This window comes from Oleiphilus messinensis (assembly GCF_002162375.1).
Lineage (GTDB): Bacteria > Pseudomonadota > Gammaproteobacteria > Pseudomonadales > Oleiphilaceae > Oleiphilus > Oleiphilus messinensis.
In genome coordinates this window covers 3,533,306-3,548,945 of sequence record NZ_CP021425.1, presented here as the reverse complement: position 1 = coordinate 3,548,945, position 15,640 = coordinate 3,533,306, and the positions used below count along the sequence as shown (strand labels likewise).

The window sequence follows — 15,640 nt, the reverse complement described above, 5'->3', positions numbered from 1 at the left end:
CGATAGAACGCTTTTTGGACACTGACTGGACTGTGTAATGTTTGATAACAAAGTTGTACTTATTACTGGTGGAACCGGCTCTTTTGGTCAGTGTTTCTCGCGAACGCTACTGAAACGTTATAAACCGCAAAAAGTAATCATTTTCTCCCGGGATGAACTGAAGCAATTTGAAATGCAACAGGAATTCAAAGGCCCTGAAATGCGCTTTTTTATCGGGGATGTGCGTGATAAAGACCGGTTGGTTCAAGCCTGTAATGGTGTCGACTTCATTGTCCATGCAGCCGCACTGAAACAAGTACCTGCCGCGGAGTACAACCCTACAGAGTGCATTCGAACCAATATCAATGGCGCAGAAAATGTTATCAATGCCGCAATTGTGAACCGGGTTAGCAAGGTGATAGCGCTGTCGACAGACAAGGCAACCAACCCTGTAAACCTTTACGGAGCAACAAAGCTCTGTTCCGATAAGTTATTTGTGGCGGCAAATAATATCGTGGGCGGGAAACACCCCCGTTTTTCAGTCGTTCGTTATGGCAATGTTGTCGGTTCAAGGGGGTCGGTTGTTCCATTATTTAACAAAATGATCCAGGCGGGGCAGTGTACGAGTTTACCGATTACAGATCCGAAAATGACCCGCTTCTGGATTACCTTGCAGCAAGGCGTTGATCTTGTGCTCGATAGTTTTGCACGAATGTACGGTGGCGAAATTTTTGTTCCCAAGATACCGTCGGTCAAAATTGTCGATCTTGCCGCAGCGATGGCGCCGGGGATGCCGATAGAAAAAGTAGGCATCCGGCCGGGTGAAAAGCTTAATGAGTCAATGGTCCCGGTAGATGATGCTTCACGCACTCTGGAGTTTGATCAACACTTTGTTATAACCCCGACGATCAAGTTTGCCGATACCAACATAGATTACAAGGTTAACCGCCTTGGAGAGCAGGGAGCGCCGGTAGCGGAGCATTTTTCTTACGAATCCGATACGAATCCGGATTTCTTGTCTGTAGCGCAAATCAAGCGATTGCTGGAGACTGTAGAATGACGATACCCTACAGTCGGCATGATGTCTCCGAAAAAGATATTGATGAAGTTGTAGCAGTATTGAAGTCAGATTTTTTAACCCAGGGACCTGTTGTTAGCAAATTTGAAAGCCAGTTGGCTGCATACTGTAATGCAAAGCATGCCGTAGCCACCTGTAACGCAACTGCTGCACTTCATGCGGCCTGTCTGGCCATTGAGGTAAAGCCTGAGGATCGCGTTTGGGTGGCGGCAGTAAGCTTTGTCGCTTCAGCCAATTGTGCTCGATATTGTGGTGCGACAGTCGAATTTATTGATATTGATGCCAATACCGGGCTCATTTCAATTGATAACCTGAGCGAACGGCTTAGTCTGGCGAAACGGCACAATTGTTTACCCAAAGCGCTGGTGGTTGTTCATATTGCAGGCCAGAGCTGCCCGATGAAAGAAATTTACAATCTGTGTAAGCCTTTGGGCGTAATGCTTATAGAAGATGCCAGCCACGCGCTTGGCGGCAGGTATGATGGCAACAGAGTAGGTAGCTGTGACTACAGTGATATGTGTGTGTTTAGCTTCCACCCCGTGAAGCCCATCACATCTGGAGAAGGCGGGATGTTGGTGACCAATGACGAACATATCGCCCGCAGAGCGCGGCTCTTTATCTCTCACGGCATAGAGCGAGATCCCGACAGAATGGTGGCCCGGTCGATGCCAAAGTGGTACTACGAGCAGCAAGCCCTCGGTTACAACTATCGCCTCAGCGATATTCATGCGGCATTAGGTGCATCTCAATTGACCCGACTGGATGGCTTTATCAAGCAACGGGCAGAGCTCGCTCATCTGTACGATGAGTTATTTGCAGACGGGGCAGCTCAACCATTGCAGCGATTGGACGCCAGTGACAGTGCCCATCATTTATACATTATCCGGCTTCCTGACGAAAATCAGCGAGATACTGTCTTTGATCGCTTAAGGGCCTCAGGGTATTGGGTTAATTTGCACTATTACCCCATACCTCTTCAACCCTATTACCAAAACCTCGGAGCCGAAGTCGACGATTATCCTCGTGCACGGGATTACGCGCAAACAGCGCTATCTCTGCCATTGTTTCACTCGATGGATCAGGGAAATCTGTACCAAGTTGTCGATATTGTTAATTCTGTGCTTTTTTGAAACTTCAGGATGTGTTGACTCTTGAACCATAAAACATTCAGTCAGGTGACCGCGTTAATCGTTGCCCACAATGCGGAGCGCTCAATCGAGCGGGCTGTTTTGTCCGCGCTCCAGCAGGTGGGGAACATTATCCTGGTTGATGATGGTTCCACCGATGCAACCAAAAAGCGCGCGAAGAGGGCCGGGGGGAGCAGGATAGATATCATTGCGCTATCATCAAACGAGGGCATTGGTGCTGCGCGGCAAACTGCAATCAATCACTGTCAAACCGAGCTGGCTTGTTGGTTGGACGCGGATGACGTGTGGTTACCTGGTCGTGTTGAATCACTGTTACCCTACATTGAGTCAGGGGCGGACTATGTGTTTGACGAATGTGAATTATACAACGATAGTCTGAAGGTTAGCGATCTTCGGATTCCTGATTTTATGTTCAAGGAAGATGGCTTGTTGTTCCAATTCGGTCGGAATTATCTGCCGGTTTTAGGCTGTCCGTTAGTGGTAACGAAAACCGCGACTGAAATCGGGTATGATCCAGGGCTGAGGCAAGCGGAGGATAATGATCATCTGCTCAGAGCAATTTTGCAAAACAAGCAAGTCAGTTTGCACCGTGGGAGCAGTTATCGACAACACGGAAGCGTAACGTCAGTTTCGAGAAATATAAATTTACAAAATCAATATTTAAAGCAATCTTACCTCGGTTTGCCCATAGACAAGGTGATAAACAAAGTCAAAACAAGTCATTTGGACTGGTTGGAAAAGTTTGATTCGCTTGCATTGTTATTTGTCCGTTGTGAAGATTGGAAACAGCTTCTTTTGCATGCATCAAATTTCATCACCGATATGAACCTCAAATCTCGATTGGGGGAGGTCAACAACAAAGGCCATCTGTCGCGGCAAGAATGGCTAATAAATTTTTATTCGGGTGTAGCACTGTTCAATGATGGGCAATTTGCAGAAGCGGAGTATCGGTTTCAATCTGCGCTTAGTACACATCCGGCCCCCGAGCTCTATAATAACATTGGTGTTTGTCGGGCAAAGGTTGGAAAATCTTGCCAACAGTTTTTTGAAGCAGCGCTTGGTTTGAAAGATAACTATTTAGACGCTCGACGAAATCTGGAGCAAAGTGAACTTATGATTACTACCGTACCGCTAAGAACCCATCTATATCGAGGTGACTATTCCGTTAATTATTCTGGGTGATTGTGCGCCCGATTTTTAATCAATGTTTGTTGTTTTCTGCCGTAAAATTCAGTGGTCAAGTTGATGACCTGAAATAATATTTTCGATCCCCAGGTGCTCATGTCTAACAATAGTGCGAATCCGTTACAAGACTTTATCGAATTAAGGGCTAAAAACTTAAACTTTTTCAGAAGCTATTATCCTGGTATTTACGAATTTTTTTCGACATACCAGCTAAAAGGTTCGAAGTTGGATATTTTGCCCGAAACGAATGAGGTCGACTTGATTGTTGATGGGGGGAGCTTGTACAGCAAACGTGCAAAACAGTACGCCAAACGTGAAATGGCAGCTTTCCTGAATGCTTATGATTACGGCACTAAAGTAAAGAGTGTTCGACCGCTGGCAAAAGATACCTATACAAATCAGAGACTATTTGCCCGGTCTATTTCGGGATTGTATGAACAATACTATGAAAAATTTCAGGGTTCTGTTCCATTCGGTGGATACCAGTTGCCCGATTTTTTTCCTCTCGTGGTGTTTATGGGATGTGGGTTGGGGTTGCATATTCAATACTTGGCCTCGATTAGGGATATTCGACACTGTTTAATTCTGGAAACTGATATGGATCGTTTTGCCGGTAGCTTCTACTGTGTGGACTGGGAGCAGACTCTTATGCCGTTTCTGAGTGATCCAGCTCGATCTTGCAAATTCATTCTCTTACCAGATTTGCAAGATGAGCAATTGATATACGGAGCAGTGTGGAATGAACTGATTCGTATGTGTCCTATTTTTCCATTAACCACGCTTTTCTACAATCATCTTTCCAATCCAGTCTTCGACCGCGTTTCCGACAGAATCAATCGAGATATTTATGTACACCTGTTCTCGTTCGGAAATTTCGATGATGAGATCAATCAGCTTAATAACACGTTGCATAATTTCAGACGCGGTGTTTCCTTGATTGGAAAACCAGACCAAAATCATCTGGATTTACCTGTTTGTATAGTCGGGTCCGGACCGTCATTAGAATCTCGCCAGGCAGAACTGAAGAGTATTCAAAACAAAGTCTTGATTATTTCTTGTGGTACAGCACTCGGTGCATTGTTAAAGCTGGGCATCGTCCCGGATATTCAGGTCGAACTGGAGTCAGACTATGTGACCTACACATTGCATGCCCAGCTTGAGCATGTTGAAAAATTAAAGGATGTCCGGTTATTAGGGGCAGCCCAATTGAATCCGTTACTATTTGAGCTTTTTGGAACTGCGAAAGTATTTTTCAAATCCGACGGTGCACTGGCTTATTGGTTTGAAAAGCAAGAACAGGCTATTCCAAATGCGACCCCTACATGCACTAATGCAGCATTGGCTATTTGTCTGCATTTCGGATTTAAGAATATCTTATTATTTGGTTTGGACTACGGATTTCCGGATAAAAAAGACCATCATGCAAGTGGATCTGTCTATTACCATCCAAACATGGAAGAAAATATATCGATTGATGATCATACCTTGCTGTCCTTGCCTTGTTCAGCGGGCGGGACTGTCCTGACAACAAATTTTCTATATACCGCTAAAAGGAGAACGGAAACTGTTTTGTCCTTGATGGCAGGGCAGCAACAAATAGTAAATTGCTCCAACGGCGCAGTCATAGAGCATACCATATGGAGTGATAACGCACGCACACTTGTTAAGCATGTCAACATTGATAAGCAAGCCGTTTTGAATCTGTGGCTAGGTGACTCAGTTGGTACAGAGTCAACTGATCTAATTGCAAGCGCAAAAAGGGCATTGAAAACAGAAATTGACCAGTTTTATTTTGAATTGGAATCACGAATTTCTAGCCAAAGTATTGATTCCATTCGAGCTTATTGTGACTTTTGCTCCAGTGTGATTTCACTGTTGATAGATATAGAGGGCCAAAAACCAGGTCTGTACTTTTTCCTGCGCGGTACAATCTGGCATTATTTGTACGCGGGATATTCGCATGTTTTTTCAATTGAAGATCCGTCCCAACAGTGTAGTTATCTAGCGTATTGGGTAGAAACACTGTCGTTTTTCCTTGAAGAAAGCAGATTGGATATCGATACCGTTTTGTCCAATGATTTATCGATTTACCATGATGATCGTGTGGTAAATACAATCAGTCTGCCAACCGCCAAAGATCGTGACCGTGAGCTATCCAAGCTAAAATGGGACTTTACCGGTGCAGTTATCGAGAATGGTACGTTGTGTATTGATAAAGTTGAATGGGACTACGCTGGCTATTGCTTTAACGGAGATACATTTATGGCATACAACCAGCTCAAATAGCGCTTTGACAGTAGAAATACAATCAATAGAAACTCAAAATATGCTCATTTTGGGGGATGCGGCTTCTGCCAATTCCTGCATGTCTTGTTCTGTCGGGTTCCGTACTTCTAATATAAAGTTGGTTGTAATCAATTCTGAAACACCTACCAATGGGTGATTGCAGTCAATTTTTACAATATCACCGTCAATTGCCTTGATTGTACCTCTGAGCTCACCGCCATTAAACTGTGTGATGAAAACCATACCGGGTTTTAGAGCCAATTCCGATTTCAAATTACTTTGCCGGGTTTCGATCACCATACTTTCATCATAGTGTGATTGCCCTAATGCTGTAGGGCAAGTGACTGCATCATTCACACCTTTACCGATAAGCTCTTCTCTCATAGGAGACGGAAAATGCTTCGGATATAGGCCGGTAATTTCCAGGCATCCCCAATATTTGAAAACAGGACTAAACAAACTTTGTTTTACTCGTACGACAACACCATCTTTTATTTTCATTCTTAAATATTTTCCTGTCTGTTGTCGGCGCATACCCGTCGAGCTGTTCCCACGGATCTAGCCACTCGGGTAAATTGTTACTTTACGAGCGCTGCCAAAGAGTTAGGTGAACTCTTGTGTTTGCTTTAATGTGAATTAAGCTATTCTATAAGTAATGGAAAAGCATCGTATTTTAATTGAATACCCAAATAGAATAACAACATCATAATTCTTGCGCAAAGAATTCGGGTAGCCTGTTCAGTATTTATTGATGTTAAGGCCATTCTTTATCGCTAACTCGCATTACTCAAAGAGACGGTGCGATAAATAATACTAATTTTTTAAGAACAGTAAAAAATATGCACTCTGTAATTATATTTGACCATTTGCCCTACAGTGGAGGTTATACGGCTTCTCTTGAAATGGTAAAACTATTAAACAAGAATGAATCGTTGATAATGGGGCCGGGGACTGAGCGGCAGATACTTGGTGACTTGTCACAATCTGAATTAGAGAAACTGCGTTTGATCAGTGGTCATACAGTATTCGGTTTGTTGGAGAGCCGACCGGTCAACCTGAACTACATAACGATGTTGCGGAATCCTGTAAACCGCTTTATTTCGCACTACTTTTGGTGGCAACGCCTCGTCGAAACCGGAGATCAAACTGAAGCGGCACGCTGCAAGGAATGTGATCTGATAAAATCGACTTCCAGTCTTGAAGAGTTTTTAAATCGTTACCTATCGATTACGGATCATTTTGAGGCGTCGCAACTTTATTATCTTTTACATCGACATATCCCTGAGAAAGAGCTGATGGAGGCCCGTAAATTGGGCATTTTTTGCGATGAGATTGTTGATATAGCTGTGGCGGAGCTGGAGAAAGCTTATGATCAGGTTTTTATTACGGAGTTGTTTGAAGAGTCCCTGGTGGCATTTTCTTGGCGGCACAATTTGGCGTTCCCCGATGTTTATCAAAAAATCACTTATAGCGGGGTAAAATGGGATGAATTAGACATATCAAAAGAAGCAATCGAAATCATCACTCATTTATGCCGTATTGAATCTGCAGTCTATAACCGGGCAAGAAATCGATTTGAGCACGAGATTGAACCCTTGCTTGATGAGCGTTTTATCAATTACAAGGTTGATTGCATTGCAAGCGATAGTAAGTTCCTGAGACATTATTTAAATCAATCTTCGACATATCTACCTAAACAATTGAATAACGGTACCGATATAGGTAGTAAGGTCAGTGATCGACTCACAGAAAAAATATTTACCGCGTTACGAAATCAAAGCTCGATGATTGAGCCTTTGGCCTACAGTGGTAACCTTTTTGATGCAGGGAATTCTGATTTGACATTTATGATTTGGGGTACGTCAGAACACTACAGGAAGCGATATCAAACTTCTGTTGTGAATTGTAATAACAGACAGTTTCGCGGTTTTATAGATAATAACCAGGAAAAATGGGGAACTATGATCGACGGCTACAAGGTTCATGCTCCTCAGGATATTGTGAGCCAGGAAAATCGTGTGGATGTAATATTGATTGCAAGTGACTTTGTGTCTGAGATATCGACTCAGATCCGAAAAGAAATTTGTTATGCCCCGCTTTTGTGTCACTAAGGATTGTTGTGGGCGAATTGGTTTGATGAGCTCGGGCGGGAAGTGTAATAAATGAAGTTAGTTCAAAAACAGAAATTATCCTTGCACAACTCTACGAAGGCAGAGACATTACACATACTGTCGAACTGTGGATTATTGTCGGCGAAGATTTTACCTGTATTATTTTTTACGGTGTCCCAGTGGCGCCGGGCTAAAAAAAAGTGTTTAAGGCAAGTTGCGGAATGCTTTAATCAACAAGCGGTTATTGTACGTTCCAGTAGTTTGAATGAGGATTCTTCTACTGCGTCTTTGGCCGGGGCTTATCTATCTCTTAAGAATGTTGAAACGAGTGAACTGGAACTTGCGATTGAACAAGTTATTGCGAGTTACCATGATGATCTGGATGGCAATCAAATATTGATACAGCCCATGTTGCGGAACGTCATTCGCTCAGGGGTCGCGTTTTCTCATGATCCGAAAACATCTTCGCCATATCGCATTATTAATTGGGTTGATAACGGTGATACATCCCATATAACCGGAGGAAAAAGTGGTCGTACCTGGCAGGGGCTCGACGTGCCTCGAGCACGGCCACCCTCAATGTTACGAGATGTATGTGCTTTATTGGCTGAACTTTTAGATTTGGTCGATGGCATTCCGATCGATTTGGAGTTTGCACACACGCAAGAAAGCGAAGAAAAGGCAACGTTATGGTTGTTGCAAGTTCGGCCTTTAATAATTGCAAGTGAATTGGTAGGCAGCGATGAACTGATAGAAAGGCTGCAAAGGATCTCTGATACTGTGCGAACCGGGATGTCCGCGCATCCATTTCTCAAGGGCAAAACAACCGTATATGGCATTATGCCGGACTGGAATCCTGCCGAAATCATAGGCGTGCGGCCTAAACCATTTGCATTGTCGTTGTATCGAGAATTGATAACCGATTCCATTTGGGCCTACCAAAGACATAATTACGGCTATCGTAATTTGCGCAGTTTTCCACTAATGACCGATTTTTGCGGATTACCTTATATCGACGTTCGTGTGTCATTTAATTCCTTCGTGCCTGCGGATCTGCAAGATAATTTGGCGCAAAAACTGGTGGATCACTATATCAATGAGTTATTGAAAGAGCCAAGACTTCACGATAAAGTCGAGTTTGAGATTGTTTATTCCTGTTATTCATTTGACCTGGAAGATCGTCTTAAAAAGTTGATAGCGTATGGCTTTTCCGAGTCAGAATGCACGGAGTTAGCGATTAGTCTGCGATCGCTTACTAATCGTATCATTGATCCTTTGGAAGGACTTTGGAAGAAAGATGCAGAAAAACTGGAGAAGCTGGCGCAACGCAGAAAAATTATCCTTGAGTCTAATCTGGACACCACTGAACGAATCTATTGGCTGTTAGAGGATGTGAAGCGTTACGGCACCCTGCCTTTCGCTGGCTTGGCTCGTGCAGGATTTATTGCAATTCAGATTTTGAAGTCGTTGGTATCAGTCGGGGTACTAACACCGGATGATTCAGAGCGCTTCATGCGAAGCCTGAAAACAGTGAGTGGCCAGTTGGCGACTGATCGTTACTGTTTGAGCAAGCACGATTTCCTAGCGAAATATGGGCACTTAAGGCCTGGTACCTACGATATTCTCTCGCCTCGGTATGATGAGAAACCGGATGAGTACTTTGATTGGAGCCGTGAGATTGTGAAAAATGAAGCGCTTGAGCCTTTTTCTCTAACATTGGCGCAAATGAAAGAAATTTCCGTGCTAATGTCCACCCATCAGTTAAATCATGATGTTGTAGGACTATTCGAATTTTTGCAATCAGCCATCGAGTTGCGGGAGTGGGCCAAATTTGAGTTTACAAGGAGTATTTCAGACGCGCTGTCACTCATGAAAGATTACGGTTGCACGTTAGGCGTATCGAAGGAAGATATGGCTTATTGTGATGTTGCATCATTCTATAAAATTCACGGGTCTACCGTTGACCCCGGTTCGATTGTCAAAGAAACCGTTTACAGGGGGAAGCTAAGATATCACGAAACGATGACGACGACTTTGCCTCCGCTGATTACATCTCCCAGAGATGTCTGGGCTTTTGAGTGGCCTGATTCCAGTCCAAATTTTATTACCCGAAAAACCGTGTTAGCGCCGGTCAGTGGCATCGATCATCCTCAGGACATAGACGGTAAGATTGTTTTTATAACGAATGCAGACCCTGGTTTTGATTGGTTATTTACTTACCGGATTGCGGGACTGGTTACAGCGTGGGGTGGAGTGAATTCGCATATGGCGATCAGAGCGGGTGAATTGGGAATACCTGCGGTAATCGGCGCAGGTGAGCAACTGTTTCAGCTTTGGTCAAGAGTTAAGAAAATTTGCCTTTACTGCTCAGAAGGCCGAGTTGAAATTATCGCCTAAACTATGATCCTTGCATACATAAGATGACGTTTGAATGAGCAATTCAGTACGAATAGCTGTTACTCAACGAATAGACTTTATTGAGAGCCGTTCAGAAACGAGGGATGCCCTTGACCAGAGATTGGTGGACTGGATAGTTACACTGGGGGGGATCCCTGTTCCGGTTCCAAACAGTATTATCTCGAAGGAAAAATCCAATACTAACCTGCTAGACGAGTGGTTGATGGCTGTCGCACCGGATGCACTGGTTTTATCGGGAGGTAATGATATTAATGAATATTCATTGCGCGACAGAACCGAATTTGCGTTGTTAAATTGGGCGCAAGCCCGCCAACTTCCCGTATTGGGTATTTGCAGAGGAATGCAATTAATGGCGACCTGGGCGGGGACTACACTCATTTCAATTGCAGGGCATGTGGATACCCGCCATGAGTTGAACTTCATTGGAAATCAGGACGGTCTAGTAGCGGGGATCCCGCGAGAGGTTAATAGCTACCATAACCATGCTGTTCGCGATTGCCCCGAGGGATTTTACGTGCTTGCCGAAAGCGCTGATGCCGTAATTGAGGCAATAGCTCATCGTCAATTGAACTGGCAAGCCTGCATGTGGCATCCGGAACGAGAGCCTGCTTTTAATCTTGTAGACATTAACAGAATTCGTAAATTATTTGGAATAACCTCTTGAGCAATCATAAAGCAATTATTCTAGCTGCGGGTCGTGGTAGCCGGATGAACGAACTCACCTTGAACCGCCCGAAATGTTTATTGGAAGTCAATGGCATTTCTCTTTTGAATCGTCAAATAAGTGCCTTGAAGAGAGCTGGTATTGAGGAAATCGGGGTTGTAACAGGCTATCAGCATGAGTTACTCGAACAGCGCGGATTGGTTACCTTTCACAATGCAGATTGGTCAAGCACAAATATGGTGGCATCACTCTGTTGTGCGCAAGAGTGGTTAGAATGCAATCCGTGTATTGTCAGTTACTCAGATATATTTTATCAGTCTGAAGCCGTCGCACAGCTACTTAGTTGCAAGTCTGCGTTGGCATTAACCTATGATGAGAATTGGGAATCATTGTGGGAGCAGCGTTTTGAGGATCCACTTTCAGATGCTGAAACATTTTGTTTCGACACCTACTCGAACCTGGTAGATATCGGGCAAAAAACGTCTAATATAGAACGTATTCAAGGGCAATATATGGGGCTATTTGTGATCAGACCCCAGGGATGGAAGGAAGCCCAAGCAGTCATTCAATCACTGCCTAAGGTTGAATTCCAGCGGTTTTACATGACTGATCTATTTCAAGCGATTGTTGATCGAGGAAAGGAAAAGGTCAAAGTTCTGCCTTACAGTGATGTGTGGGGTGAGGTAGACTCCCCGTCAGATCTCATGCTTTACCAAGCTGAGCAGGCTTGACCTCAGAGGTCAAACCAGTTCGACTGAAAATCTAACAGGCAGGTATGATTTACCTTCGCCAGTGGGGGTAAGGGAGACTCGGATCGCTTCCAGATTCTGGTCGAGCGGAGCTGTCATAATCAACTCAGTGCCTTCATCCGTTTTGCTATGGTCGCGCCTACCTCGAATGACTTGATCGTTTTGATCCAAAACACTGATGTGGGCGCAGCGATCTAATGGATTAGGGGAGCGCGTCCAAAATGCTTTTAGAAGAATCGCGACTTTTCCTTTTGTTTCATCCCCAAGGTTCACCCAATCAGACAGTACAGCATCAGCTTCATTCATTTCGTGAAACAGACCTGCGGCTCTGTCGAATGTGAAACGAGTAATCAGATTTTTGTCTTCAGGTATCAACACCTCCCTTACTTCATCTTGCGACTGCGCACTGATAAGTTGAATGGGCGGTCTTTGACGTGTGGAACGAATCCACTTTCTTTCGGATTCCTGTTCCTGCAATGATCTGATAATTCGCTGATAGCCGTGCTCCAACGTTTCTGCTGCATAAACATGGTGCGCCTTTCGGAAGATATCAATTGCTTCAGTGAAATAGTGTTCCCAGTATTCGATATCGGAGAGTAGATTTGGATTGGAAATGATATTCTGCGAGAAATAGGTGTCCTGGTTTCCCGCTGTGTTGATAAAGTCATAAAACCAGGTTTGGATATTGTTGTCTACATGCCATTTGGCATAGTCCGGGAGAGATTTTACGTTATCCAGCAGTAATGTTGAATTTGTTGTGACAAGCCATTCCGGACGGTGTTGCTGTTTGATTTTGAGTAACTGACTAATGTTATTTTCAATAACTTTCCACTGGCTACCAATTCGTATTTTTTCATGGCTATCGTACACACCATCGAGACTGATCGAGAAGCATAGCTTTTGCTTGTTTTGAAGGTGAGCAAGATGCTTGTGGTGCAATGTGCCATTTGTATACAAATTGAGTTGTACCGCTGAGAGATCATCATCATTGCAGAACTGACGGATGAATTTAAGTGCTTCCGGTTGAGCAAACGGTTCTCCACCGATTACATCGAAAGTTAGTGCGGCGGCGAGGGCAGGCTTCCATCGGAACAAATCATCGGACTTTATAATTTCTTTTTTTAGTCGATTGCGCTGTGGCACCTGGAGGCAGAAATTACAGGTGAGATTGCAAAAAAAACCAAAGTTCGCATAGATGCGGAGAGGGGTGCTGCTTAAAACTGTTTTTTTCTGTTCAAATTCCTGCTTTGCCAGGTGCCAGTTATTGCGTTGGGCATCGGACAGGTTTGCAGGCTGAATGTTAAAGTCAAAGTAGGTACTCCGGCTCTCCGTCACAGCATTCTCATAGAACTTACACCCTTGGCATCCTGAAGCCGTCAGGTTGTCCGGTGGACTAGCCTGAATTTTCCGGATTCGCTGCATGTTGGGGGAGTTCCAGAGATGCTCAACTGTTTCTACCGGATCAGACCATTGATCAAAGGCCCCGGAGTAGTAACAGCAGGCACTGACTCGATCTTGTGGCGCGCTTAAATTGAGCTCATACCAAGGGGCGCTGCATTGATTCATCATCTTGCTATTAACCAAATTTCTCACCCGACTCGTGCAATCAGATTTGAGTCGAATCGACCTGCTTGTTGATCGGTGTAGAGATAAAGCTGATTTGGAAGGTGGGAAGGCTCTTCACCTGTTGGTGTTATATTTACGCGAATACTTTTGGTATCTGATGGTAGTTCAATGGTTGTAACCAATTCGATATTCTGGTCTGTTTCATTGTAATAGCGCATTCCTTCCAAAAATTGTCCATTATGACTTTGCAGTGCAACATGGCTTAATCTTGATTCAAACTTTTCAGGTTTACTCCATTGGGCTTTAAGTGTTACCAGTGCAGTTTCTGCTGGATTAACGGTCATCCAGTTCGTTATGGCTTTGTCATCGCTGAATTTGCTGTTTAGTATGAACGATGACTCATCGTGTTTTACAAATGAAACTGATTCTATGTCTCTAGATCTTAGTTCAAAGAAACTGAGAACGTCCTCAGCATTTGATGCTTTAATCAAGCTGGTTCCCGCTACCGATTTTCTTGGATCAATCACTTTGATTCGTTGGTTAAGGTTCTCTAGTGCCGTGATGATTTTTTGTTTGGATAGCTCAAGTGTTTCGGCTGGATAAATTTGTCCACCATCTTTGAAAATATTGATGGCGCGATCAAAGTAACTCTCCCATTCAGGGAGATTGTCGAGGAGTTGGGGGTTCGCGATTACGTTTTGCGTAAAAAATATATCCTCTACACCATATGTGTTAATGAAATCATAAAACATTGTTGGGACATCATTTTCAACATGCCAGTTTGCAAAATCCGGCAAGAAAGGAATCGTTCTGAACATGATTGCAGCGTTGGTAGTGATGTTCCAGTCCGGGTTTTCTTCCCGTTTGATACGTAATGCTTCTTTTACATTTCGCTCGGTCTGTTCCCAGGATCCACCCAACCTGACGCTGTCATAGCCTTCATAGACTGAATCCAGGCTGATGAATAGACCCAGTTTTTTCTTATGGGTTAATGGCTTGAAATGTTTATGCAGCAGGGTTGCGTTAGTGTAAATGTTGAGTGTTACACTGTTCATCTCGTCATCTTCACAGAACCGTCGTATAAACTTCAATGACTCTGGCAGCGCAAAGGGTTCTCCACCTATCACATCAATAGATAGAGCGGATTTTAATGGTGTCTTCCATTTGTAAATTTGATCGGATGTTATGATATCATTGCGCAGCTCTTGCCGACTTGGGACTTGGATGCAAAATTTGCACGATAAATTACAGAAGAAACCGAAATTGGCATACAGACGTAAGGGCGTGGATTTGAGCTCAATAGCTCCGGAATCAAATTCATTCTGAGCCAGTTCTAGGTTTTGTTGTTGTTGTTTCGAGAGTTGATTTGGATTTGCTACACTGAATTTTGCATAAGCTTGTCGGCTATCTGTAATCTGATTCTGATAAAAATGACAGTTGTCGCAACCGTTGGCACCTGTATAACTTTGTCCAGTTTGTATTTTTCTAATTTTTTGTAGTTCTGTCCCGTTCCAATAACTTTCGATTGGTTTCAACGTCCCATTTTCCCAGTCCGCCGTTTCAGCAGAGTAATAGCAACAAGCACTTACTCGGTTGTGTGGGGCGCTCATGTTGAGTTCGTACCAGGGAGCCACGCATTTTTTCATGTTGATAACCTTATTCTTATGTCGCAAAGAGTGCCTTGATTGAACATAGTTAATGCTTAGTCGCGAAGTTGTGCCAGCCAGATTCTCGTTGTATAGGGGATTTGAATTTCGACTGCATCCAGACTATTTAAATAGTTTTCAATGTCTTGAATGATTTGCTCAAATTTACCTGGGGACTGGCGATGTAATGTGGCATGTGAACGCCATGCTTGAACAACTTCTTCGATGCTTTGCTTATGAATAACGGATCCTTCCAGCTTTACGACGTCTTTAAAATATCCGCTTTCGTTGATGATACTAGTTTGGTCTTCTCGTCTTACGCCGTAATTGTATTCGGGGATGTGAGACATGATAATTTTTTCAATATCCGCCTGAATCGGGTTCTGCAGATCCCTATGATTCCACATTGCGGCAAACCAGCCGTAAGGTTTGGCTATTCTGCGAACCTCTTTCAATGCTTTAGGACGATCCAGTACATTAAACGAAGAGCCAAATGTGACTGCATCAAACGTGTTTCCGGATTGTTCTGTAGCTTCGCCAGTCGCTTTGACCCACTCCACATTTCTGAGAAGTTCTGTCCGCTTTTGTCCATGCTTACGCATGTTGTCATTCGGTTCAACGGAGACAATCTGGCAGCCTGATGTAGCTAAAGCCAAAGTAAGGTGTGCAGTACCCGCTCCAACGTCACAGATGGTGCTTGATTCGTCGATACCCATAATCGATAGGATGCTCTGAATTGCTGTATCAGAGTAGTTCGGTCTTTTTAGATACGCTTCTGCTAATTGAGAATAGTCCCACTGGGTATTCAAA

12 protein-coding genes are annotated in these 15,640 nt (G+C 43.8%); 8 read left to right on the top strand and 4 right to left on the bottom strand.

The window, feature by feature from the left end:
* Positions 1-37 precede the first annotated feature (37 nt).
* The 4 genes from pseB to OLMES_RS15450 all read left to right on the top strand — a co-directional run bounded on the left by pseB (position 38) and on the right by OLMES_RS15450 (position 5,676).
* Positions 38-1,039 carry a UDP-N-acetylglucosamine 4,6-dehydratase (inverting) gene (gene pseB, locus OLMES_RS15465; protein ID WP_087462098.1) on the top strand — a complete coding sequence of 334 codons (1,002 nt, stop codon included), beginning with the start codon at positions 38-40 and terminating at the stop codon, positions 1,037-1,039.
* Complete coding sequence (gene pseC, locus OLMES_RS15460) at positions 1,036-2,187, top strand: UDP-4-amino-4,6-dideoxy-N-acetyl-beta-L-altrosamine transaminase (protein WP_087462097.1); 1,152 nt, start codon at positions 1,036-1,038, stop codon at positions 2,185-2,187. The genes pseB and pseC overlap by 4 nt, the downstream gene beginning before the upstream one ends.
* A gap of 21 nt (positions 2,188-2,208) precedes the next feature.
* Complete coding sequence (locus tag OLMES_RS15455; protein WP_087462096.1) at positions 2,209-3,387, top strand: glycosyltransferase family 2 protein; 1,179 nt, start codon at positions 2,209-2,211, stop codon at positions 3,385-3,387.
* A gap of 99 nt (positions 3,388-3,486) precedes the next feature.
* Positions 3,487-5,676, top strand: coding sequence for a motility associated factor glycosyltransferase family protein (locus tag OLMES_RS15450; RefSeq protein WP_087462095.1), 2,190 nt, complete (start codon positions 3,487-3,489; stop codon positions 5,674-5,676).
* A gap of 33 nt (positions 5,677-5,709) precedes the next feature.
* Here OLMES_RS15450 and OLMES_RS15445 read toward each other — a convergent pair whose 3' ends face one another.
* Positions 5,710-6,177, bottom strand: coding sequence for a peptidylprolyl isomerase (locus OLMES_RS15445; RefSeq protein ID WP_087462094.1), 468 nt, complete (start codon positions 6,175-6,177; stop codon positions 5,710-5,712).
* A gap of 338 nt (positions 6,178-6,515) precedes the next feature.
* Between OLMES_RS15445 and OLMES_RS15440 the strand changes: the two genes are divergently transcribed.
* From OLMES_RS15440 to OLMES_RS15425, 4 genes are read left to right on the top strand one after another with little or no spacing between them, the layout of a single operon-like run.
* A complete protein-coding gene (locus tag OLMES_RS15440; protein WP_087462093.1) occupies positions 6,516-7,787 on the top strand; it encodes a sulfotransferase family 2 domain-containing protein in 1,272 nt (423 codons plus the stop codon).
* A 51-nt stretch (positions 7,788-7,838) separates the two neighbouring features.
* On the top strand, positions 7,839-10,184 hold the full coding sequence (locus OLMES_RS15435; protein WP_087462092.1) for a PEP-utilizing enzyme: 2,346 nt from the start codon (positions 7,839-7,841) through the stop codon (positions 10,182-10,184).
* Positions 10,185-10,218: 34 nt separating this feature from the next.
* The gene (locus OLMES_RS15430) at positions 10,219-10,869 is read left to right on the top strand and encodes a gamma-glutamyl-gamma-aminobutyrate hydrolase family protein (protein WP_087462091.1); all 651 of its coding nucleotides are present in this window, start codon (positions 10,219-10,221) and stop codon (positions 10,867-10,869) included.
* Positions 10,866-11,600, top strand: a complete 735-nt coding sequence (locus tag OLMES_RS15425; protein ID WP_087462090.1) for a phosphocholine cytidylyltransferase family protein — start codon at positions 10,866-10,868, stop codon at positions 11,598-11,600. The genes OLMES_RS15430 and OLMES_RS15425 overlap by 4 nt, the downstream gene beginning before the upstream one ends.
* Before the next feature lie 9 nt (positions 11,601-11,609).
* On the opposite strand, the gene OLMES_RS15420 is transcribed toward OLMES_RS15425, so the two are convergent.
* From OLMES_RS15420 to OLMES_RS15410, 3 genes are read right to left on the bottom strand one after another with little or no spacing between them, the layout of a single operon-like run.
* Positions 11,610-13,202 carry a radical SAM protein gene (locus tag OLMES_RS15420; RefSeq protein WP_157678333.1) on the bottom strand — a complete coding sequence of 531 codons (1,593 nt, stop codon included), beginning with the start codon at positions 13,200-13,202 and terminating at the stop codon, positions 11,610-11,612.
* Between the two features lie 5 nt (positions 13,203-13,207).
* Positions 13,208-14,830 carry a radical SAM protein gene (locus tag OLMES_RS15415; RefSeq protein WP_087462088.1) on the bottom strand — a complete coding sequence of 541 codons (1,623 nt, stop codon included), beginning with the start codon at positions 14,828-14,830 and terminating at the stop codon, positions 13,208-13,210.
* 56 nt (positions 14,831-14,886) lie between these two features.
* On the bottom strand, positions 14,887-15,639 hold the full coding sequence (locus tag OLMES_RS15410) for a class I SAM-dependent methyltransferase (RefSeq protein ID WP_087462087.1): 753 nt from the start codon (positions 15,637-15,639) through the stop codon (positions 14,887-14,889).
* Position 15,640 lies beyond the last annotated feature (1 nt).